This is a genomic window from Myroides sp. N17-2 (genome assembly GCF_002286775.1).
Taxonomy (GTDB): domain Bacteria; phylum Bacteroidota; class Bacteroidia; order Flavobacteriales; family Flavobacteriaceae; genus Flavobacterium.
In genome coordinates this window covers 254,710-276,542 of record NZ_NSGJ01000001.1, presented here as the reverse complement: position 1 = coordinate 276,542, position 21,833 = coordinate 254,710, and the positions used below count along the sequence as shown (strand labels likewise).

General features: G+C 34.2%; 17 protein-coding genes. 15 read left to right on the top strand and 2 right to left on the bottom strand.

Annotation, left to right across the window (positions count from 1 at the left end; genetic code table 11):
* The first annotated feature begins 714 nt into the window (after nt 1-714).
* The 3 genes from CF599_RS01260 to CF599_RS01250 all read left to right on the top strand — a co-directional run bounded on the left by CF599_RS01260 (nt 715) and on the right by CF599_RS01250 (nt 6,220).
* Nucleotides 715-3,813, top strand: a complete 3,099-nt coding sequence (locus tag CF599_RS01260) for a TonB-dependent receptor (protein ID WP_121964227.1) — start codon at nt 715-717, stop codon at nt 3,811-3,813.
* A gap of 12 nt (nt 3,814-3,825) precedes the next feature.
* A complete protein-coding gene (locus CF599_RS01255; protein WP_121964226.1) occupies nt 3,826-5,355 on the top strand; it encodes a RagB/SusD family nutrient uptake outer membrane protein in 1,530 nt (509 codons plus the stop codon).
* 208 nt (nt 5,356-5,563) lie between these two features.
* Nucleotides 5,564-6,220 carry a response regulator transcription factor gene (locus CF599_RS01250; RefSeq protein ID WP_121964225.1) on the top strand — a complete coding sequence of 219 codons (657 nt, stop codon included), beginning with the start codon at nt 5,564-5,566 and terminating at the stop codon, nt 6,218-6,220.
* Nucleotides 6,221-6,449: 229 nt separating this feature from the next.
* Here the strand turns inward: CF599_RS01250 and yihA are convergent, their stop codons facing one another.
* Nucleotides 6,450-7,070, bottom strand: coding sequence for a ribosome biogenesis GTP-binding protein YihA/YsxC (yihA, locus tag CF599_RS01245; protein WP_121964224.1), 621 nt, complete (start codon nt 7,068-7,070; stop codon nt 6,450-6,452).
* A 1-nt stretch (nt 7,071) separates the two neighbouring features.
* Nucleotides 7,072-7,839 carry an alpha/beta fold hydrolase gene (locus CF599_RS01240; protein WP_121964223.1) on the bottom strand — a complete coding sequence of 256 codons (768 nt, stop codon included), beginning with the start codon at nt 7,837-7,839 and terminating at the stop codon, nt 7,072-7,074.
* Nucleotides 7,840-8,193: 354 nt separating this feature from the next.
* Here CF599_RS01240 and mraZ point away from each other — a divergent pair, with 354 nt between their 5' ends.
* From mraZ to ftsA, 12 genes are read left to right on the top strand one after another with little or no spacing between them, the layout of a single operon-like run.
* Nucleotides 8,194-8,649, top strand: a complete 456-nt coding sequence (gene mraZ, locus CF599_RS01235; RefSeq protein ID WP_121964222.1) for a division/cell wall cluster transcriptional repressor MraZ — start codon at nt 8,194-8,196, stop codon at nt 8,647-8,649.
* A complete protein-coding gene (gene rsmH, locus CF599_RS01230) occupies nt 8,642-9,553 on the top strand; it encodes a 16S rRNA (cytosine(1402)-N(4))-methyltransferase RsmH (RefSeq protein WP_121964221.1) in 912 nt (303 codons plus the stop codon). Before mraZ ends, rsmH begins: the two co-directional genes overlap by 8 nt.
* Complete coding sequence (locus tag CF599_RS01225) at nt 9,550-9,909, top strand: FtsL-like putative cell division protein (protein ID WP_121964220.1); 360 nt, start codon at nt 9,550-9,552, stop codon at nt 9,907-9,909. The genes rsmH and CF599_RS01225 overlap by 4 nt, the downstream gene beginning before the upstream one ends.
* Nucleotides 9,900-11,903, top strand: a complete 2,004-nt coding sequence (locus CF599_RS01220) for a penicillin-binding protein (protein WP_121964219.1) — start codon at nt 9,900-9,902, stop codon at nt 11,901-11,903. Before CF599_RS01225 ends, CF599_RS01220 begins: the two co-directional genes overlap by 10 nt.
* Nucleotides 11,900-13,357 (top strand): UDP-N-acetylmuramoyl-L-alanyl-D-glutamate--2,6-diaminopimelate ligase, encoded by a 1,458-nt coding sequence (locus tag CF599_RS01215; RefSeq protein WP_121964218.1) that lies wholly within the window; start codon nt 11,900-11,902, stop codon nt 13,355-13,357. Before CF599_RS01220 ends, CF599_RS01215 begins: the two co-directional genes overlap by 4 nt.
* An 18-nt stretch (nt 13,358-13,375) precedes the next feature.
* Complete coding sequence (gene mraY, locus CF599_RS01210; RefSeq protein WP_121964217.1) at nt 13,376-14,587, top strand: phospho-N-acetylmuramoyl-pentapeptide-transferase; 1,212 nt, start codon at nt 13,376-13,378, stop codon at nt 14,585-14,587.
* A gap of 1 nt (nt 14,588) precedes the next feature.
* The gene (gene murD / locus CF599_RS01205; RefSeq protein ID WP_121964216.1) at nt 14,589-15,920 is read left to right on the top strand and encodes a UDP-N-acetylmuramoyl-L-alanine--D-glutamate ligase; all 1,332 of its coding nucleotides are present in this window, start codon (nt 14,589-14,591) and stop codon (nt 15,918-15,920) included.
* Nucleotides 15,921-15,925: 5 nt separating this feature from the next.
* Nucleotides 15,926-17,161: an FtsW/RodA/SpoVE family cell cycle protein gene (locus CF599_RS01200; protein WP_121964215.1), complete on the top strand. Its 1,236-nt coding sequence runs from the start codon at nt 15,926-15,928 to the stop codon at nt 17,159-17,161.
* A 27-nt stretch (nt 17,162-17,188) separates the two neighbouring features.
* Nucleotides 17,189-18,283: an undecaprenyldiphospho-muramoylpentapeptide beta-N-acetylglucosaminyltransferase gene (gene murG, locus CF599_RS01195; protein WP_121964214.1), complete on the top strand. Its 1,095-nt coding sequence runs from the start codon at nt 17,189-17,191 to the stop codon at nt 18,281-18,283.
* Between the two features lie 2 nt (nt 18,284-18,285).
* Nucleotides 18,286-19,629 (top strand): UDP-N-acetylmuramate--L-alanine ligase, encoded by a 1,344-nt coding sequence (gene murC / locus CF599_RS01190; RefSeq protein ID WP_121964213.1) that lies wholly within the window; start codon nt 18,286-18,288, stop codon nt 19,627-19,629.
* A gap of 17 nt (nt 19,630-19,646) precedes the next feature.
* Nucleotides 19,647-20,384, top strand: a complete 738-nt coding sequence (locus CF599_RS01185) for a cell division protein FtsQ (RefSeq protein WP_121964212.1) — start codon at nt 19,647-19,649, stop codon at nt 20,382-20,384.
* 10 nt (nt 20,385-20,394) lie between these two features.
* On the top strand, nt 20,395-21,822 hold the full coding sequence (ftsA, locus tag CF599_RS01180; RefSeq protein WP_121964235.1) for a cell division protein FtsA: 1,428 nt from the start codon (nt 20,395-20,397) through the stop codon (nt 21,820-21,822).
* Nucleotides 21,823-21,833: the final 11 nt, after the last annotated feature.

Sequence of the window (21,833 nt, the reverse complement as noted above, 5' to 3'; positions counted from 1 at the left end):
CTTCCTTCACTACCTTTTTAATGAATTCCTGATGATAGCGCTGTTTTACTTTTTTTTCTATTGACTTTTCCATTTCTTATGGGTATTTAAAACTGTACAGTTTTTTCAGGACGGGTCAGTCTGTATTACAGGTGTGTAAAATGCTTTTTTTACTAATATGATTATGTGTTTATTATTAATAATACAATAATAGCTGTACATTTTTTAGGGTTAGATTTTGATATTTTATGTTAGATAGGTTAAGGGGGACTTAAAATATACCATATACGTGGTATTTCAAGAATGTATGGATTCAAATACATTTGTATCACAAAAGCAGAGGATTTTATATCTAAATCTGTTGTGTATAATTATTGTTTGTTTTGTAAAGAAATATTCACATTAGACATTTCCTCTGCTTTGTTTTTCACTGAAAAGAGAAAATTATTTAAACCCCAATATTATGCAATCAATTGAACAAAAGCGAGAACTTAACGCTCGTAATTTTAGATTTACTGATTCGATTTCTTCTTTATACACTCAATCTTCGATGTGTATGTGTTGCTGTATGTAGCAATGTTTTTTAACAAAATATTTATATTGTGATAATTATAAATAATGATAATAATTCATTATTTAACACTTATATTGTCGCATTGTGTCACTAATATTTATATATTCGAACAAATCAAAAAACCATAAATAAGACTTAGTCTTTTATTTAACAAATCTTTTATGCAAAAAATTTACACAATCTTATTTGTGTTTGTAGGATTCCTTAACCTACAAGCGCAAGAAAAGCTCGTAACAGGAAATGTTACTGATGCTAATGGAACGCTACCAGGCGTTAGTGTTTTGATTCAGGGAAGTGATGAAGGTACCATGACTGACTTAGATGGAAAGTACTCCATTAAAGTTAATGAAGGTCAGGTGTTAGTATTCTCATTTATTGGATATAAGCCACAAAACATTATATATAAAGGACAAAGCTTGATTAATGTCGCTCTTAAAGATGAGAGTAATGAATTAGGAGAAGTGTTGATAACAGTACCTTATGGTACAGCCAATAAGAAGACTTATACTGGATCTGTAGGGGTAGTTAGTGCTAAATCAATTGAAAATGCACAAGTAAGTAATGTTACTAAAGCATTAGAAGGTACTGTGGCTGGGCTTCAATCATTTTCTCAAAGTGGTCAACCAGGATCTGAAGCTACTATTCGAATTCGTGGAGTGGGTTCGATTAATGCGAGTAGTAATCCTCTATTTGTAGTGGATGGCGTTCCTTATGAAGGAGGATTAAGCGCTATAGCTGCTTCTGACATTGAATCTATTACAGTGCTAAAGGATGCAACAGCGGCTACTCTATATGGATCGCGTGCTGCTAATGGAGTGGTAATGATTACTACCAAGAAAGGTAGAAAAGGAGAAGCGCCTCAGATAGAAATATCTGCTAAGTATGGTTTCTCTTCAAGAGCACGTAGTGATTATAAACAATTAAATACTGATCAATATATGGAATTGCAGTGGGAAGCACTACGCAATGGGTATATGGATAGTAAAAAAATGAGTGCTGCAGATGCTGCTGTAGAGGCTACTAGTCAGTTGGTTAATTCTGTGGGTATTAATCCTTATGGTTTAAATAATCCTAATCCAGTTGGTCTAGATGGAAAACTTAGAGCAGGGTTAAAACCATTATGGAATGATAGCTGGGATGACGCTTTAAGTCAAGATGCAAAGTTTACAGATATTAATTTGCGCGTAAGTGGAGGTGGAGATAAATCTAGATATTATGTATCTGGAGGATTTCTTAATGACCAAGGTTATATAATTGAATCTGGATTTAAGAGATTTAACTTAAGATCTAATATCGTTGTAGATGCGAAGGATTGGTTAGAGTTAGGTATGAATGTGTCTGCTTCTCATACAATACAGGATGCTCCAAAACAAGATGATAGTGCTATCTCAAATGTGGTAGGGTTTGCCCGAAGCCTTCCTTCATTTTATCCAGTTTATCAAAGAGATTTGACTACTGGGGAGTATTTAAAAGATCCTGAAACAGGAGAGAGAATGTATGATTTCGGGTTGTATAGAACAACTTCATATGCTAAATATAATTTAGCAGCGACTATGCCTCTAGATAAGGCACAAATAAAACGAGATGTAGCTACTTTTAGAACTTATGCACAAGCTAAGATTCTTGAAAATTTGAAGTATAAGACGTCGTTGAACGTCGATTATAGCAGTGTAAATAATCATAATGTTAGTAATCCAGAAGTTGGTCCTGGTGCATCAACCGGAGGGTCTGTTTCTAAGAGTAATGGAAGAAGGGTAGCTATGACGTTTAATAATGTCTTTAATTATGATTTAGAGTTTGGAGATAAACATTCTTTAGGTTTAATGGTAGGGCAAGAGTATTTCCAGAATGACTATTCTAACTTCGGTGGTGTACGTCAGCAGATTATAACTGTTGGTTTTGAAGATCCAGATACAGCTTCACGTTTAGTATCTTTCTATGGGAATTCTGATGCATATAAAATGTTGAGTTTCTTCGGTAGTGCAAATTATTCATATGATAAAAAGTATTTCTTATCAGCATCTTATCGTCGTGATGGTTCTTCTCGTTTTCACCCAGATAATAGATGGGGGGATTTTTGGTCAGTAGGTGCATCATGGAGAGTGATTGATGAAAAGTTTATGACTAAATACCGCGATAGCTGGTTGTCTAATTTATTAGTTAAAGCAAGTTATGGAGCTCAAGGGAATGATAATATTGGTAACTTATATGCTTATCAGGCTTTATATGATATTAAGAACTATAATGGAAATTCAGGATTAGTTACTTCAAGATTGGCTACACCTGAACTATCTTGGGAAACTAATCTAAATTTAAATATTGGTTTTGATTTTGGATTGTTTAATAATAGACTTACAGGTACAGTTGAATATTTTGAGCGTAAATCAAAAGACCTATTATTTTCTAGACAATTAGCACCATCACTTGGATTTAGTACATTACAGACTAATATTGGTGGAGTTAAAAATTATGGTTGGGAATTTACTGTAGATGGTTATCCTTTAGTAACAGAAGATTGGAAGATACATCTTGGTGCGAACTTAACAACATATAAAAATAAGATTACATCTCTTCCTTCACAAGAAATGTGGAATGGATCTAAGAAATGGATTCAATATGGTTCTGTATATGATTTTTATTTGCCAGAATGGGCTGGGGTAAATCAAGAAAATGGTAATGGACAGTGGTATGTTCAAAATCCTGACGGTTCTAAAACGATAACAGAAGACTATTCTTCTTTACAATCTAAAGATAAGGTTTATAAAGGTAATTCATTACCTGACGTAACAGGAGGTTTCTTAACTGAGGTTAACTATAAAGGTTGGCAGTTAACAGCCAATTTCTCTTATACAATAGGAGGAAAGATTTATAATGGAGATAAAACAGGATTATATAGACAAGCAGGAAATGGTAATACATGGAGTGCTGATATGTTAGATAGATGGACACCAGAGAATAAAGGTTCAGATATTGCAAGATTAACGACTAGTCCTGGTAGTTCTTGGACAAGTCAATCAGATAGATTTTTAGTGGATCGTTCTTTTTTAAAGTTAAAGAATCTAACGTTGACTTATAATTTACCTAAAGAATGGTTGAGAAAAATCAACTTAGGATCAGCAAGTATATTCTTCCAAGCAGAGAATTTATTTACATGGACAAAGGAGCAAGGAATGGATCCAGAACAAACATTTGATGGAACAACTTATTATAGATATCCGTCTATGAAGGTGATTTCGTTTGGATTAAATGTAAAACTTTAAAATTGACAGATTATGAAACGTAGATTTATAAAATATATATTAGGAGTAGTATTAATGTCAAGTACTTTGGTGTCTTGTGACTTAGATACTTCACCAACTACAGCATTAGAGGATACCAAAGTGTTCAAAACTACGGCTGGTAATGAGAAAGTATGGACAGGTTCTTGGGTGTATTTAATGGAGACTTTTAATAGTTTGGCAAATCCTGGATATGGCTCTTTTTTAAGAGCTAGTGATGCTATGGGGAACGATGCTGTATTGAATGGTAATTATGGTTTTGCAAGTCATTATAAATTCTCAGCTATTTATGGAAAGGGAGGGACTAATACTCTGAGTTGGGTAATGACTTATAAGGTTATTAATAATATGAATAATATTATTGATAAGATTGATGCTTCTGAAGGAAGTACAGTTGATAAAAAACGTATAAAAGGACAAGCTTTGGCATTACGTGGATTTATGTATCTACATTTAGCTTCTAGTTATGCTTATGCAATTGATCTAGATCCAGAGGCAAAAATCGCACCTATTTATTTAACACCAACTACAGCTAGCACTCAACCTAAACCTTTAGCTAGTGTAAGAGAGTTGTATAATCAGTCTGTTAAAGATTTAGAAGATGCTTATGGTATGATTCCTGATCTTACTGCTTATAGAAGAGGATCAGATAAATTCAAAATAGATCAACAAGTAGTTTTAGGTTTGTTATCAAGAGCTAATTTATATGCTCGTAATTGGGAAAAGGCTAAGAAATATTCTGATCTAGCTTTAACTAATAATGATAGATTGATGAATGAGGCAGAGTATAAAAGCGGATTTAATGATGCTGGTAATGTTGAATGGATTTGGGGGCATTTACAAACTCCAGAACAAAATGATGCTTCTTATCAGTTTCATTTTTTAGATACTACATCTCCTGATAGTTACTATTATAGCTTCAATGCAGATCCTCATTTTAGAGATTTGTTTGACGAAGGAGATTATAGAAAAAAGATGATGTATTGGGCGCCAAACCCTGCTATTAAAGAACCAACCGATAATGCAGCAGGTTATATGCGTTATGCTAAGTTTAAGTTTAGAATGCCAGAAGTAGCAGACATTGTGTTGATGAGAACAGCTGAGATTTATTTGATTAATGCTGAAGCTAAAGCTCAATTAGGTGATGCAGATGGGATAACAAAACTAAATCAATTAAAAGTAGCTCGTGGAGCTAAGATTATTAATGGTTTAGCAGGCAAAGATCTTTTAGAAGCTATTTATTTAGAAAGACGTAAAGAATTATTTGGAGAAGGTTTTGCTCTAGTAGATATTATTAGAAATCAAAAAGCTGTTGAGCGCAAACCTATTCCTGTAGGTATGACAATTCCTTATACGTATGAAAAAACAAATAAAGATGGTACTGTAACGAAAGTGACTGTTAATTTGAAAGCAAATGGACATAATGTTTTGAACTTTCCTGATAAAAGTGATTTTGTTGCTAATAGCAAATATTATTTATATCGTATTACAGATTCAGAATTAAATGAGAATCCTAATATTTAAGTTTCTCATTAAAGAGTAATTGATTAGTTAGCAGAAAAAGGAGTTTTCATTAGTTTGAAAGCTCCTTTTTTTAGTTCTATGTGTTAGAAATGTGTTGTTGTGTTACTTATGGGGTATAATAAGTGCCAAAAGTTGTGTATTTTTGTAAGAGAGCATTAAGGTAAATGACTTGTGATAATAGAAGTAATATTGAAAAATTGATAACTCGATGTTAAGTATAGGGATAGTAGAGAGTCAAGAGATAACGCGTTATGCATTAAAATCTTTGATTAAAGAGGTATATGAGTCGGAGGTAGATATAGTGGAGCTATGTGATTTAGGAGAGCTGAAAAGCTTCTTAATGAGAATACCTGATGCTTTAGTTATCGTGGACCCTTTTAGTCAATGCTTAGAGAAACAGAGTGAATTGTTAATTGCGCTCAGATTGCAGTTTAATAGGTCTACATGGTTGCTTTTCTTTAGTGAGTTGAATGAACAATGGCTTAAGCAGTTTTTAAGTAATCGCATATCTTCATTCAATATTGTTTTTCAAAATGATATGTTAGTTCATATTAGGGAGAGTATTGAGAAGACGATAAATAAGGAAGTGTATTTAGCTCCTTGGATACTAAGGAAGTTAGAAGAACATCAGGATAGTATACAAAAGGTAGAACAAATATTGACTAATGCTGAGCGTGAGATATTAAAAGAGATAGCTTCAGGTAAGATGACTAAAGAGATTGCTGCTGATCGGAACATTAGTAGTCATACTGTGATTACTCACCGTAAGAATATATTTAAGAAGCTTGGAGTTAGTAATGTTTACGATGCTACTCGCTATGCCATAAGAGCAGGTATTATTACTGTTAATGAATATTATATCTAATGTTCGTGAAAACTAAAATATGCCTTTGGGAGGAGTTATTTTTGGATGTTAGGGGAGTTGTTGCGGATTTAGTGCAGATTCCCTTGTATATACGGGGGGGTGAGCACGGATACTGCACGGATACTTCTCTGGGTGGGCAAAGAAATAGTAGGGGAATTGGATAATAACATAAAGGAATACTTTAGTATAGATACAAAAAAAAACTGCCCTAAGTAGGCAGTTTTTTGTATTATATAAAGTTTTGATTTTTGAACATCTCAACATTAATTTCTTCGATGTAATCTAGTACTTCATCTCTTCCTATTTTACCTTCAGCTGAAGTAATAAAACAAGGAGGCATCTCTTCCCAGTTATCAGCTAGCATCTTTTTTCTATAGTCAGCGATTAGTCCATTGACTTTTTGTTTACCTACTTTATCAGCTTTAGTAAAGATGATAGAGAATGGAACTTGTGTTTCACCTAAGTACTGCATGAATTCTAAGTCAATCTTCTGAGCTTCATGTCTTATATCTACAAGTACAAAGGCACTTACTAATTGCTGTCTTTTCTCAAAGTAGTCAGTAATAAACTTTTGGAATACAGCTTTAGTTTTCTTCGATACTTTAGCATATCCATATCCTGGTAAATCTACTAAGTACCAATTAGAGTTAATCTTAAAGTGGTTTATTAGTTGTGTTTTACCTGGTCTAGAAGAAGTCTTTGCTAAGTTCTTTTGGTTAGTAAGCATATTGATTAAAGAAGACTTACCTACATTAGATCTACCGATGAATGCGTATTCAGGGATAGGCTCATTAGGACACAACTTAGCGTCAGAGTTACTAACAATAAATTCAGCTGTATTTATTTTCATTTTATTTGATATTTCTTTTAATAAACCAATCGTTTAATAATACATTAAACTGATCAGGGTGTTCCATCATAGCAGCATGTCCACACTCTTCGATCCAATATAGATCAGAATCAGGTAGTAATTCGTTGAATTCTACAGCTACTTCAGGAGGAGTTACTTTATCGTTACGTCCCCAAATTAAACAAGTAGGAACTTTTATCTTTGGTAAATCTTTAGACATGTTATGTCGTATCGCGCTTTTAGCGATAGTAATAGTCTTGATTACTTTCATACGATCATTAACAGTAGCAAATACCTCGTCTACAAGTTCTTTGGTTGCTATTTCTGGATGAAAGAAAACATCTTCTGCTTTCTTCTTGATATATTCATAATCTCCACGCTTAGGATAACTGTCTCCCATAGCGCTTTCATATAAACCCGAGCTTCCTGTTAATATCATCGCTTGAAGATATTCAGGATACATCTTAGCAAAGTACAACGCAATATGTCCACCAAGAGAGTTTCCTAGTAGAATAACATTTTTATAGCCTCTTCTGTCGATAAAATCTTTTACAAATTTTGCGAACGCCTTTACATTTGTTTTTAAAATACTGTTAGTGTAAAGGGGAAGTTCTGGAAGAACTACTTTGTAACCTTTGTTTGGGAAGAAATTTGTAACACCATCAAAATTGCTCAGACCTCCCATTAATCCGTGTAAGATGACTATTGGTGTACCTTCACCAATCTCAATAAAACGGAATTTTCCATCTTCTTTTAAAGTTCGCTCCATGTAGTTTCTAAATGCGATTTTTAAATTCCCACAAATATACGCTTTTAAATATGAGAATATTTCTAAAAGGAGTAATAATTTAATGCTAAAGTGTTATTTTATTTGTTTCTGTTCTCTTTATTATAGCTTTTTTGACAAATTATTTAAGTTGAAAACGGTGATTAATTTGCCTAAAAAGCGTGATGGAAAAGGGTTTGGTAATTTAAAATTATAGGCTATAACTCAATAGATTACCCTATTTGCTTGAAATATTAGGTTTAGTATCTAAAACTTATCAACAAAGTGGGGAAAAGTGGTAAATTGTGGTAAAAAAATAACTACATTTGCTAAGATTATATTTATAGGAGTGCATTTATGGCAATAATCGGAACATATGAGTGTAAAATAGACGCCAAAGGAAGGGTGCTAGTACCTGCTTCGCTAAAGAAGCAGTTGCCTGGTATTGCTGATGGTTTTGTATTGAAGCGCTCTGTGTTTGAAAGTTGTTTAGAGTTGTGGCCTATGGCTGAATGGGAGAAAATGATGATTAAAATCGGAAAACTAAACCCATTTGATAAGAAGAATGATGCTTTTATTCGTCGTTTTATGGCGGGAGTAAAGAATGTTGAGATAGATGATGCAGGGCGTCTTTTGATAGCGAAAGATTTAATTGATTTTGCAAAAGTTAGCAAGGATATTGTTTTTTCGTCTAAGGTGAATATAATGGAAATATGGGATAAGAAGTTGTATGAGGCAACATTGGAAGGTGATGATTTTGATTTTGGTGAGTTGGCTCAGGACGTAATGAGTAATATTAATTTTGATGAGTAAAGAAGAATACGGATATCACAGACCCGTTTTGTTGACGGAAAGTATTGATGGATTAATAACAGATCCGAATGGAATTTATGTAGATGTTACTTTCGGCGGAGGGGGACACTCTAGAGAGATACTTAGTCGACTAGGTAGTGAGGGAAAATTGTTTGCTTTTGATCAAGATGAAGATGCGTTAGCAAATGCTATTGATGATCCGAGGTTTACTTTGATAAACCAAAACTTTAGATATTTAAAACGCTATTTGCGTTTTTATGGAGTGAATGAAGTGGATGGGGTGTTAGGAGACTTAGGTGTTTCGTCACATCAGTTTGATGTTCCGGAAAGAGGATTTTCTACTCGTTTTGACGGAGAGTTGGATATGAGAATGAGTCAAGCAGGTGATATATCTGCATATAATGTTGTGAATGAGTATGCAGAAGCTGATTTGAGAAACATGTTTTACATGTACGGTGAATTAAAGAATGCTGGTTCTCTTGCTAATGCAATAGTGAAAGCAAGAACTGAAGAACCAATAAAGAATACGGATGAATTGAAAGTAGTGTTGGCAAGATTTTTACCAGCTCACAAAAGCGCTAAGATCTTGGCACAAATTTATCAAGCAATTCGTATTGAGGTGAACCAAGAGATGGATGTATTAAAAGAAATGTTGATACAGAGTCTTGAAATATTAAAGCCAGAAGGGCGATTAAGTATTATATCGTATCATTCATTAGAGGATCGCTTAGTGAAGAGATTTATGAAGAACGGTATGTTTGAAGGAGAGCCTGAGAAAGATTTCTATGGGAGATTTGAAGTTCCAATGAAACAATTAGGTAAGTTGATAATACCAACTGATGAGGAACTTGCTATAAATAATAGAGCACGTTCTGCAAAATTGAGAATTGCTGAGAAAAAATGAAAAACAAAGTAAATAGTCCAGGTGATATAATTAAGGCTAAGATTCTCGTTAATGAGAACTCAGCTAAGACTTGGGCATTTATTATTTATATAATTATTTTGAGTTTATTGTTAATTGGTAATACACAGTCGTATGAGGCAAAAGTATTTAAGATTGCGAAGTTGACTCATGAAGTAAAGATGCTGCGTGCAGAATTTGTTGATACTAGATCTGAATTAATGGAATTGAAGATGGAGTCAACTATTACTAAGAACCTTGAGGAGGATGGAATTCTTCCTTCAGAAACACCAGCAACAAAGATTAAAGTAACTGAAGAAATAAAAACAGAAAGTAGTTGGGATAAGTTATGGCGCTAAATAATAAAAATATTTATGTGAATATATATCTTATCTCTGCGATGGTTTTATTATTCGCGGGAGGAATTATTTATCGCTTGATTCAAATTCAAGGGGTAGAGGGGAAAGAATTGAGAGCAAAAGCTCAAGATAAAACCAGAGTTAAGATAGAAGATATTCCTGCTAATAGAGGGAATGTGTATTCGTCAGATGGAAGTTTATTAGCGACTTCTGTTCCGGTCTTTGAAATTCGTTTTGATGGTTTAGCTCCAAGTGAGAAAGATTTTTATGGGAATGTAAAACCATTATCTGATTCATTAGGAGTGATGTTTAATAAGCCTTCTAGCTATTATGAGAATATGCTTAGAAAGGCTAGAAAGAATGGTAGTAGATATGTGTTTATAGCAAAAGATTTAAGTTATACACAATATGTACGAGTTAAGAATTTTCCATTGCTTAAAAGAGGTCCTTATAAAGGAGGACTGATTTCTTTGCAAAAAACAATACGACAACACCCAATAGGTAGAATTGCCCAACGTACTATAGGATATGAGAGAAAGAATGAGGATAATACATTCTCAAGGGTAGGTATAGAGGGAGCATTTACTTCTTATTTAAGCGGAGTAGACGGGCGTCGTAAGATGCAGAGTTTAGGTAAAGATCAATGGAAGCCTATTAATGATGAAAATGAGATAGAACCTATAGATGGACAAGATGTCGTATCAACTATAGATGTTTATATTCAAGATATAGCACACCATGCTTTATTAAAACAGTTAGAGTATTATAGTGCAGATCATGGATGTGTGGTAGTAATGGAAGTAGAGACTGGTGCTATAAGAGCTATTTCTAATTTAGGTAGAGCAGAAAGTGGTAATTATTATGAGACTATAAATTATGCGATTGGTGAAAAACATGAACCAGGGTCAACGTTTAAACTAGCTTCATTACTAGCGCTATTAGAAAAAGGTAAAAGCGATACAGCTAGAGTATATGATACTAATGAAGGAGTAGTGAAGTTTTATAATGCTCGAGTTCGTGACTCTAAATGGGGGGGATATGGTAAAATCTCTTTGGCTAGAGGTATAGAAGTTTCTTCTAATACAGTGATAACTCAGGCAGTAAATGAAGGGTTTAAGGATAAACCAAGTGAGTTTACTAATTATTTAGGATCACTGTGGATGGATAGAGCACTAGATATTCCGATAAAAGGAGGAGGAGTGCCACATATACCAAAACCAGGGAAAAAAGGATGGAGTGGATTAGCATTGCCTTGGATGGCTTTTGGATACGGAATTTCTATTACACCACTTCATACGATTACATTGTATAATGCAGTGGCAAATAATGGAGTAATGGTAAAACCAATGTTTGTATCAGAAGTCAAAGAGTTTAATAAAACAGTGGTTAAGTTTGAACCAGAGGTTTTAAACCCTCAGATAGCATCACCACAGGTTATTAAGCAAGTACAAGCTGTGTTGGCTAATGTGGTAAAGAAAGGTACTGGTAGAAAGTTAAGTTCTCCTAATTTCTCAATGGCAGGAAAGACAGGAACGGCTCAGGTAAATTATGGAAAAGGTAAGGGAAAGGATATGTATTATTCATCTTCTTTTGCGGGATATTTTCCTATAGATAATCCTAAGTACTCATGTATAGTTATTATACATAAACCAGATAGAACGAAGAGTTATTATGGAGCGGATGTTTCTGGACCAGTATTTAAACGTATTGCACAGAAGATTTATACAGATGTGCCTACGACGACTAGTTTAAGTAATATAGATGAAGTGCCATCAGATGTACGTACTAGTTATAAAGATTATTATGATAAGGTAAATGGTGACCTTGAAGTGATGCCTGATGTAAGGGGAATGTATGCTATGGACGCTGTCCCTTTATTAGAAAACTTAGGTTTAAAGGTAGAAATTAAAGGTATAGGTAAGATAAAAAACCAGTCTATAATAGCTGGTCAAAAAATAATTAGAAATCAAAAAGTAGTATTAGAACTATCGTGAAAAAGTTAAATGAGTTATTACAATCAGCAAAAATGAATTCTGTTATAGGAGGTGATTTAGACCTTACTATAGGGAAGATTGCATTTGATTCACGTGAGGTTTCAAGTGATACTTTATTTGTTGCTATTTCGGGTACAGTAGTTGATGGTCATGATTATATAAGTCAGGCGATTAAAGACGGAGCAAAAGCAGTTATCTGTGAGAAGATGCCAGAAGAGCTAGCAAAAGGTGTTACATATATATTAGTAGAAGATAGTAATAAAGCTCTTGCTGTAGTAGCTAGTAACTTTTATGACAATCCGTCTTCAAAGTTAAAGCTAGTAGGAGTAACAGGTACAAATGGGAAAACTACTATTGCTACCTTATTATATACCTTGTTTAAAAACTTAGGTTATCAAGCTGGGTTATTATCTACAGTGGTAATCAAAGTTGGAGATGTAGATTATAATGCAACACATACAACACCTGACTCATTAACTATAAATTATTATTTAAATGAGATGGTCGAGGCTGGATGTGAATATTGTTTTATGGAAGTGAGTTCTCATGGTATTGTGCAGATGCGTACACATAGTCTAGAGTTTGACGGAGGTATATTTACGAATCTGACACATGATCATTTAGATTACCATAAGACTTTCGCAGAGTATAGAAATGCGAAGAAAATGTTCTTTGATCAATTAAATAGTGATGCGTTTGCGATTACTAATGTGGATGATAAGAATGGTTTAATAATGACTCAGAATACAAAGGCAACTATTAAGACTTATGCTCTTAAGAATGTAGCTGATTATAAAGCAGAGGTATTAGAGAGTCAATTCTCGGGGATGTTAATGAAGATTAATCAACGTGAGATTTGGGTGCAACTAATAGGTTTATTTAATGCATCTAATTTATTAGCAGTCTATGGTGCTGCTGTACAATTAGGAGTAAGTGAAGAACAAGCACTAATAGAAGTTAGTAAATTAACAAGTGTAGCTGGAAGATTTCAATATGTGGTGTCTTCTAAGAAAGTTACTGCGATAGTTGATTATGCGCATACACCTGATGCTCTTAAAAATGTAATAGAGACTATTAATTCTATCCGTACCTATAATGAGCAGTTGATTACTGTAGTAGGATGTGGAGGAAATAGAGATAAAACAAAGAGACCGGAAATGGCACAGATAGCATCTGAGCTTAGTAACAAGGTCATATTTACTTCTGACAATCCTAGATTCGAAGAGCCAAGTGTTATTCTTGAAGAAATGGAAGCAGGAGTAGAACCTCAAAATACTATGAAAACAATCGTGGTAGAGGATCGTAAGCAGGCGATAAAGCTAGCTTGTCAACAGGCGGTACCTGGTGATATTATTTTAATCGCTGGTAAAGGACATGAGACTTACCAAGAGATTAAAGGTGTTAGAAATCATTTTAATGATTTAGAGATTGTAACTGAATTTTTAGAACAATAGATTAAGAGAGATTACAGTATGTTATATAATTTATTTGAATACTTAGATGAATATTTTAAAATTCCAGGCGCGGGAATGTTTCACTACATTACGTTTCGCTCTGGTATGGCAATGATTTTTTCGTTGCTGATATCAATCATCTATGGTAAGAAAATTATTAAGTTTTTACATAAGTTGCAAATAGGTGAAACCGTTCGTGAGCTTGGATTAGAAGGGCAAAAAGAGAAGTCAGGTACACCTACGATGGGAGGGATTATAATTATAGTAGCTACTTTAATTCCAGTATTATTATTTGCTAAACTGAATAATACCTATGTCTTGCTTTTATTGTTAACGACAGTATGGATGGGAGCGATAGGATTTTTAGATGATTATCTAAAAATGAAAAAGAAGGACAAAGAAGGATTAAAAGGAAGATTTAAAGTAATAGGACAGGTAGGGTTAGGGTTGATCGTAGGATCAGTACTTTATTTTAGTCCAAGTGTGACAGTACGTGAAATGCCTGCAAATCGTGTTCTAGTAGAAGAAGTAGCAAGCCGATATGATGTGAAATCAACAGCGACAACTATTCCTTTCTTAAAAGATAATGAGTTTGACTATTCTATTTTGATTAGTTGGCTTGGTGAAGGTGCAGAGAAGTATACTTGGTTAATATTTATACCTATCGTGATATTCATTGTTACAGCTGTGTCGAATGGAGCCAATCTTACAGATGGTATTGATGGACTAGCCGCCGGTACTTCTGCAATCTCAACATTTGTGTTGGGAATTTTTGCGTTTATTTCAGGTAACGTTGTTTTGTCAGGTTATTTGAATATTATGTATATCCCACATTCAGGTGAGATGACCGTCTTTATAGCTTCCTTTATGGGAGCGTTGATTGGATTCTTGTGGTATAATACTTATCCTGCTCAAGTGTTTATGGGAGATACAGGAAGTTTAACTATAGGAGGGATAATAGCTGTATTAGCTATCGCAGTGCGTAAGGAGTTAATCATACCTGTGTTATGTGGTATCTTTTTAGCGGAGAATTTGTCTGTGGTACTTCAAGTAGCATATTTTAAATATACTAAGAAAAGATATGGAGAGGGAAGAAGGATATTTTTAATGTCTCCTTTGCATCATCATTTTCAAAAAAAGGGATATCACGAAAGTAAGATTGTTACCCGATTTTGGATTATTGGAATATTGTTAGGGATTTTCTGTATTGTTTCTTTAAAGATAAGATAGTATGAAAGTGATAGTATTAGGTGCAGGAGAGAGTGGCGTAGGAACTGCTGTCTTAGCCAAGACCAAAGGGTATGATGTGTTTGTATCAGACTTTGGAGTGATTAGTGATAAATATAAAGCTATTCTTAACGAGTTTGATATTCGTTGGGAAGAAGAGAAGCATACAGAAGAAGAGATATTAAGTGGAAATATAGTAGTGAAAAGCCCTGGTATACCAGATAAAGTAGCTATTATTCAAAAAGTATTAGCAGCTGATATCGATGTAATATCAGAGATAGAGTTCGCATATACTTTCAATACAGAACCATCTGTAGCTATAACAGGTAGTAATGGGAAGACTACAACGACGATGCTAACGTATCATTTATTAAGTAAAGGAGGGTTAAACGTTGGTATAGGAGGAAATATTGGAGACAGTTATGCTAAGCAAGTAGCTGTACATCCTGAGAAATGTTTTGTTCTTGAGTTAAGTAGTTTTCAATTAGATGGCATACGAGAATATAGACCTCATATAGCTGTTATTACTAATATTAGCCCAGATCACTTAGATAGATATGATTATAAGTATGAAAATTATATCAATGCTAAGTTTAGGATTACGATGAATCAAACCAAAGAGGATTATCTAATCTATGATTATGATGATGTGGAGATTCAACGTTGGTTAACTAATAATAAAACTGCTGCTAAGAAAGTGCCTTTCTCTATTTCTAAAAAGTTAGAATATGGTGCTTATCTAGAAGGGCAAAATATTGTGGTAGCTATGGATAAGGAAACACTTATATTACCGATAAGCGAGCTTGGTGTTGAGGGGAAACACAACGTTAAAAATGCTATGGCTGCAACAGCTGTGGCTCAATTAAAGAGAATCAGAAAGCAAAGTATTCGTGAAAGTTTATCAGATTTTCAAGGAGCTGAGCATCGATTAGAAAAGGTAATGAAGGTTGAGAATGTTCAATATATCAATGATTCAAAAGCAACAAATATTAATGCAACATTCTTTGCTCTAGAAAGTATGAAGGCTCCCACTATATGGATTGTGGGCGGGGTGGATAAAGGAAATGATTATGATGAGTTAATGCCACTTGTTAGAGAGAAAGTAAAGAGTATTATTTGTTTAGGAGTCGATAACTCTAAAATCAAAGCTGCTTATGAAAGTGTTGTAGACAACTTGATTGAAGTACAAAGTATGGAAGATGCTGTAAAGATGGCTCAACGTTTTGCAGATAGTGGGGATACAGTATTATTATCACCTGCTTGTGCAAGTTTTGATTTGTTTAAAAATTATGAGGATAGAGGACTTCAGTTTAAAGCAGAAGTAAATAATCTATAAGAAAGATGAAAAAGTTAGTTGCAAATTTATATGGTGATAAACATATATGGACAGTGATATTTTTACTGGCCTTATTCTCGTTTGTGCCTGTTTATAGTGCAAGTACTAACTTAGTTTATACAATAGGTACGGGGAAGTCTACTTTCTCTTATCTATTAAAACATTTCGTTTATTTATCTATTAGTTTATTTTCTATGTACCTAGTACATAAGATGGACTATACTAAGTTTAGGAAATATATTATATACGGAATGCCTGTTGCTATTATTCTTCTATTTGTTACAATGTTCCAAGGAAGAACGATAGGTGGTGCTAATGCGAATAGATGGTTAGATTTATATTTTGTACAAATACAGCCTTCAGCGATTGCAGCTATTGTTTTGATTGGTTATGTGGCTCAGTACTTAGTGAGTATTCAGTCTAAACCATTTGTTTTTAAACAATCACTATATGAGTTATGGCTACCTGTAGTTGCGGTTTTGGCTCTTATTTTGCCTTCAAATTTTTCGACAGCAGCTATAATATTTGCTATGGTTCTTGGGTTGGCGTTCATAGGTAGATACCCTTGGAAGTATTTGTTTGGTATCTTGATGGGAGGAATTGTTATGGTGGGTATGTTTGTACTTTTAGCTAAAGCTTTTCCCGGTGCTATGCCTAACCGTGTTGATACATGGATAAGTCGTATAGATAGATATGCTAGTGCTGATAAGGCAGGTAAGGATTTATATCAAGTTGATAATGCAAAGATAGCAATCGCCTCGGGTGGACTATTTGGAAAAGGACCTGGAAAGAGTATCCAAAAGAACTTTTTACCTCAGTCTTCTTCCGATTTTATCTATGCGATTATTGTTGAAGAATATGGTATAGTAGGAGGGCTTTCTATTTTGTTTTTATATCTCTACCTTTTTTTTAGGTTCTTAATAGCAGCACATAAAGCACCTAGTATGTTTGGTAAATTACTCGTCATGGGACTAGGAATTTATTTCATATCCCAAGCGCTTATTAATATGGGAGTAGCAGTATCATTGTTACCTACTACGGGGCAGACACTACCTTTGATAAGTAGTGGAGGTACTTCAGTATGGATGACGTGTATTTCTCTCGGTGTTATTCTTAGTGTTACTAAGAAAGAGGAGGAATTAAGAGCACAAGAGTTGGAGAGAAAGGAAGAAGAGGATAGACTACAAGCTGAACTAAAGAGACAACTAGAGATCAGAAGTGAACAGGAATTAGTAGGTTAATAATTTAGGATTAAAGATAGTAAATTGATGAATCGCGCACCAAGAATTATATTAAGTGGAGGAGGTACAGGAGGACATATATATCCTGCGATAGCCATTGCAAATGAAATAAAGAGTAGATATCCTGATGCAGAGATTTTATTCGTAGGTGCAGAGAATAAGATGGAGATGCAGAAGGTTCCACAAGCTGGATATAAGATTGAAGGATTGTGGATATCAGGTATCCAAAGAAAGCTAACTGTTGACAACTTAGCATTTCCTTTTAAGCTTATAAGTAGTTTATGGAAGTCTAGTAAAATAATTAAGAAGTTTAAGCCAGATGTTGTTATTGGAACAGGTGGATTTGCGAGTGGAGCTGTTGTAAAAGTAGCAGCAGGAAAAGGAATACCAACCCTAATACAAGAACAAAACTCTTTTCCAGGAATAACCAATAAGTTGTTAGGAAAGAAGGCAAATAAGATATGTGTAGCTTATGACAATTTGGGAAGATTCTTTCCAGAGTCAAAGATTATAAAAACAGGTAATCCTGTGAGAAGTGATTTATTGAATGTGGGTTCTAATAAAGAAGAAGGGATTCTTTCTTTCGGATTAGATATGAATAGACCTATCCTTTTAGTATTAGGTGGAAGTCTAGGAGCACGTAGAATAAATCAATTAATAGAAGATAATTTAGAAGAGATTAGAAGAAAGAATATTCAGGTAATCTGGCAGTGTGGAAAACTTTATTACGATGAGTATAAAAAGTATCAGACAGAAGATGTACGAGTATTTGCTTTTATTGAAAAGATGAATCTAGCATATGGTATAGCAGATTATGTTATCTCTAGAGCAGGAGCTTCTTCTATTTCTGAGTTAGCATTAGTGGGAAAACCAGTGATATTTATCCCTTCTCCTAATGTTGCTGAAGATCATCAGACGAAAAATGCGATGAGCATTGTGAATGAAGAGGGGGCTATATTAATAAAAGAAGCTGAATTAAAAGAAAAGTTTCTATCAACGTTTAGTGCGTTAGTAGAGAATAAAGATTTACAGATGAAACTAGGAGCTAACTTTAGAAGGTTAGCGTTGCCAAATGCAACAAGTGATATTGTAGATCAAGTAGAAGCAATAATGAAGAAATAGTTATGGAATTAAATAAGATAAAGAGCGTTTTTTTTATAGGTATAGGTGGTATCGGTATGAGTGCCTTGGCTCGTTATTTTAAATTTTTAGGCAAAAATGTTGGTGGATATGATAAAACGCCTACTCAGTTAACAGATGAATTAGTAGAAGCAGGTATTGATATACACTTTGAGGATAATCTTGACCTAGTTGATGCGGTATATAAAGATAGGGAGACAACCTTAGTGGTAGTAACTCCTGCCATTCCAAAATCACATAGTGAATGGAATTATTATATAAATGAAGGGTTTGATATTCGTAAACGTTCTGAGGTTTTAGGATTAATAACGAAAGATACCTATTGCTTTGCAGTTGCTGGTACACATGGTAAAACGACTACAACTAGTATTCTAGGACACTTGTTGTTTCAAGCGAAAGTTGATGTTACTGCATTCGTTGGTGGAGTAGTTGAGAATTATCAGACGAATTTAATTGGAAGTGGTACTACTGTTACAGTAGTGGAAGCTGATGAGTTTGATCGTTCATTCTTAAGATTGTATCCTGATACAGCATGTATTACTTCTACAGAGGCTGACCATCTTGATATCTTTGGTACAGCAGAGGAGATGTTAGTTGCATTTAATGATTTTGCTAATAAAGTAGAAGATAAAACGAAGTTCTTTAAAACTGAATGTGTAGACTTAGATGGTATCAAAGTTGGATTCGGAGAAGACTGTAGTTATAAGATTGAGAATATTCGTATAGATAACGGTTGGTATATCTTTGATATAATAACACCAAAAGAAAGCATTGTAAATGTTCGTTTTGGATTGCCAGGAAGACATAATCTATCTAATGCTTTAGTTGCTTTTGCTATGGCATATACGTATGGAGTAGATCCAAAAGTACTAGTTGAAGGATTAGAGAGTTTTCAGGGGGTTAGAAGACGTTTCTCTTATAAGATAAGAAGAGATAACTTTATCTATATAGATGATTATGCACATCATCCTACAGAGATTTTAGCTGTAAGCCAAGCTGTGCATGAGTTATATGGAGATAAAAAGGTGGTGGCAGTATTTCAACCGCATTTATACAGTCGTACGAAAGACTTTATGAATGAGTTTGCTTCAGCGCTATCTACTTTTGAGCATGTAGTTCTTCTAGATATTTACCCTGCTAGAGAATTGCCTATTGAGGGAGTTACATCAGCAGCATTGCTAGAAGGAGTTACTTCTAAAGTTAAGGTCGTTCTACAGAAGGAAGAATTAGTTTCTTATTTAAAAGCATCGAATGCTGAGTTAGTATTAACGATAGGAGCGGGTGATTTAGGAGAAATGGTAGAGGATATAAAAAAAGGATTGGAATAAACTATAAAGATTAAGACGTGAAAAAGTTGTTTAAAAGTATAAAATGGTCAGATGTTCGCATATTGCTTATATGTGGATTGTTACTGTTTTTATATTCTTTTACAAATAAACGTAGTAATGAAAGGGAAGTGTCGGGTATCAGTGTTGTTTTTAAAGAAAGTGAAGAACACTTCGTAACTACTGAAGAAATTCGCAATTTGGTTAAAAATAAATTTCCAAAAATTTCCGAGATTAATAGAAGTGTTTTAGATTTGAATAATCTAGAGAAAAATGTACTGAAAAATGAATTAATCAGAAATGCAGATGTTTATTTGACAGTAGATAATAAGTTAATCGTTGATATTTGGCAAAAAAAAGCAATAGGAAGAGTCGTAGACGGTGATAAAAATTACTATCTTGATGAATTAGGAAAGAAGATGCCATTGTCATCAAATTTCTCGGACAGAGTCCCAATGGTGCAAGGGACAGTGAAAGCGAATAATGAGAGAGAAATCAAGGAAATACTTGAGTTAATAAACAAGGACGATTTTTTAAAAGAAGATATAACTGGTATTATAATAGAACCTAAGGGAACTTTAATGTTAGTGAGTCGTACTAATCGCTTTGATATTCTTTTTGGTGGGTTTGACGAGAAAGAATTAAAGCTACAGAATTACAAGGCTTTTGTACAGTATTTGAGAAGATCGAATATAGAGCAAGATGTGTACAAGTACATAAACCTTAAGTTTACCCAGCAAGTGGTATGCACTAAATAGAAAAATGAGTATGGAAAAAGAAAATATAGCTGTAGGTTTAGACATTGGGACAACTAAGATTGTCGCAATGATTGGAAAGAAGAACGAATACGGTAAACTAGAAATTTTAGGATTAGGTAAAGCTAAAAGTCTAGGAGTAAAAAGAGGTGTGGTTAATAATATAACACAGACTATTCAGTCTATTCAGAATGCTGTGACAGATGCTGAGTCTGCTGCAGGATATAAGATTAAGAATGTCGTGGTGGGTATAGCAGGACAACACATCCGAAGTATTCAACATAGTGATTACATAAGTAGAGATAATCCTGATGAAGTAATCGGCGATAAAGATATTGAGCAATTAATTACTCAAGTCCAAAAGCTAAGTATGCTTCCAGGTGAAGAAATTATACATGTACTTCCACAAGAATTCAAGATCGATGGGGAACCTGGTATTAAGGAGCCTATTGGGATGTATGGAAGTAGATTAGAAGCAGTATTTCATGTAGTAGTAGGTCAGGCAGCATTAATTAAGAATGCTGGTAGATGTATTAAAGATGCTGGATTAGAGCTTTCGGGGATCACCTTAGAGCCTTTAGCATCGGCAGAAGCTGTTTTAAGTCAAGAAGAAAAAGAAGCAGGAGTAGCGCTTATTGATATAGGAGGTGGTACAACTGATTTGGCAATTTTTAAAGATGGAATTATTCGTCATACAGCTGTAGTACCATTCGGAGGTAATGTTATCACAGAGGATATTAAAGAAGGATGTTCTATCATCGAGCGTCAGGCAGAGATTCTTAAAGTTAAGTTTGGTTCTGCATGGCCTGGTGAGAATAAAGATAATGAGATAGTATCTATACCTGGATTAAGAGGGAAAGAGCCTAAGGAAATATCTTTAAAGAATTTGTCAAAGATTATTCATGCTCGTGTAGAAGAGATTATTCAATTAGTATTCTCTGAAATTAAGAGTTATGGATATGAGAATCCACAGAAGAAATTGATAGCTGGTATTGTATTAACAGGAGGAGGCTCTGAGTTAAAACACATCAAGCAATTAGTAGAATATATCACTGGTATAGATACTCGTATAGGATATCCTAATGAGCATTTAGCAGGTGATTCAAGTTTAGAGATTTCTAGCCCACTATATGCTACAGCTGTAGGATTAGTGATGGAAAGCGAAAGACATCAATTTAAAGGAGCAGTATCTATCGCTGAGATAGTAAAAGAGACTAAAGCTCCAGAAGTGGTGGTTCCTGTAGTTAATCGCACAGAACCTGTGACACAAGATTCAACCGTGTCACATGATCCAGAAGAAACTATTAGCAATGAGAAAACTAATGTTTCTGAAGCACCAAAAGCAACTGAATTCAGATCGCCAACAGCGGAAAAATTTGAATCAAATTTCTTTGGTACTTTTTTTAGAAAAATAAAAGATTTTATTGAAAAGCAAGAATAAAAAGGCTACGT

Excerpts from the sequence above, each read along its gene's own strand:
- CF599_RS01260 (WP_121964227.1), top strand. The coding sequence starts at position 715 with ATGCAAAAAATTTACACAATCTTATTTGTGTTTGTAGGATTCCTTAAC.
- CF599_RS01255 (WP_121964226.1), top strand. The coding sequence starts at position 3,826 with ATGAAACGTAGATTTATAAAATATATATTAGGAGTAGTATTAATGTCA.
- CF599_RS01250 (WP_121964225.1), top strand. The coding sequence starts at position 5,564 with ATGTTAAGTATAGGGATAGTAGAGAGTCAAGAGATAACGCGTTATGCA.
- yihA (WP_121964224.1), bottom strand. The coding sequence starts at position 7,070 with ATGAAAATAAATACAGCTGAATTTATTGTTAGTAACTCTGACGCTAAG.
- CF599_RS01240 (WP_121964223.1), bottom strand. The coding sequence starts at position 7,839 with ATGGAGCGAACTTTAAAAGAAGATGGAAAATTCCGTTTTATTGAGATT.
- mraZ (WP_121964222.1), top strand. The coding sequence starts at position 8,194 with ATGGCAATAATCGGAACATATGAGTGTAAAATAGACGCCAAAGGAAGG.
- rsmH (WP_121964221.1), top strand. The coding sequence starts at position 8,642 with ATGAGTAAAGAAGAATACGGATATCACAGACCCGTTTTGTTGACGGAA.
- CF599_RS01225 (WP_121964220.1), top strand. The coding sequence starts at position 9,550 with ATGAAAAACAAAGTAAATAGTCCAGGTGATATAATTAAGGCTAAGATT.
- CF599_RS01220 (WP_121964219.1), top strand. The coding sequence starts at position 9,900 with ATGGCGCTAAATAATAAAAATATTTATGTGAATATATATCTTATCTCT.
- mraY (WP_121964217.1), top strand. The coding sequence starts at position 13,376 with ATGTTATATAATTTATTTGAATACTTAGATGAATATTTTAAAATTCCA.
- murD (WP_121964216.1), top strand. The coding sequence starts at position 14,589 with ATGAAAGTGATAGTATTAGGTGCAGGAGAGAGTGGCGTAGGAACTGCT.
- CF599_RS01200 (WP_121964215.1), top strand. The coding sequence starts at position 15,926 with ATGAAAAAGTTAGTTGCAAATTTATATGGTGATAAACATATATGGACA.
- murG (WP_121964214.1), top strand. The coding sequence starts at position 17,189 with ATGAATCGCGCACCAAGAATTATATTAAGTGGAGGAGGTACAGGAGGA.
- murC (WP_121964213.1), top strand. The coding sequence starts at position 18,286 with ATGGAATTAAATAAGATAAAGAGCGTTTTTTTTATAGGTATAGGTGGT.
- ftsA (WP_121964235.1), top strand. The coding sequence starts at position 20,395 with ATGGAAAAAGAAAATATAGCTGTAGGTTTAGACATTGGGACAACTAAG.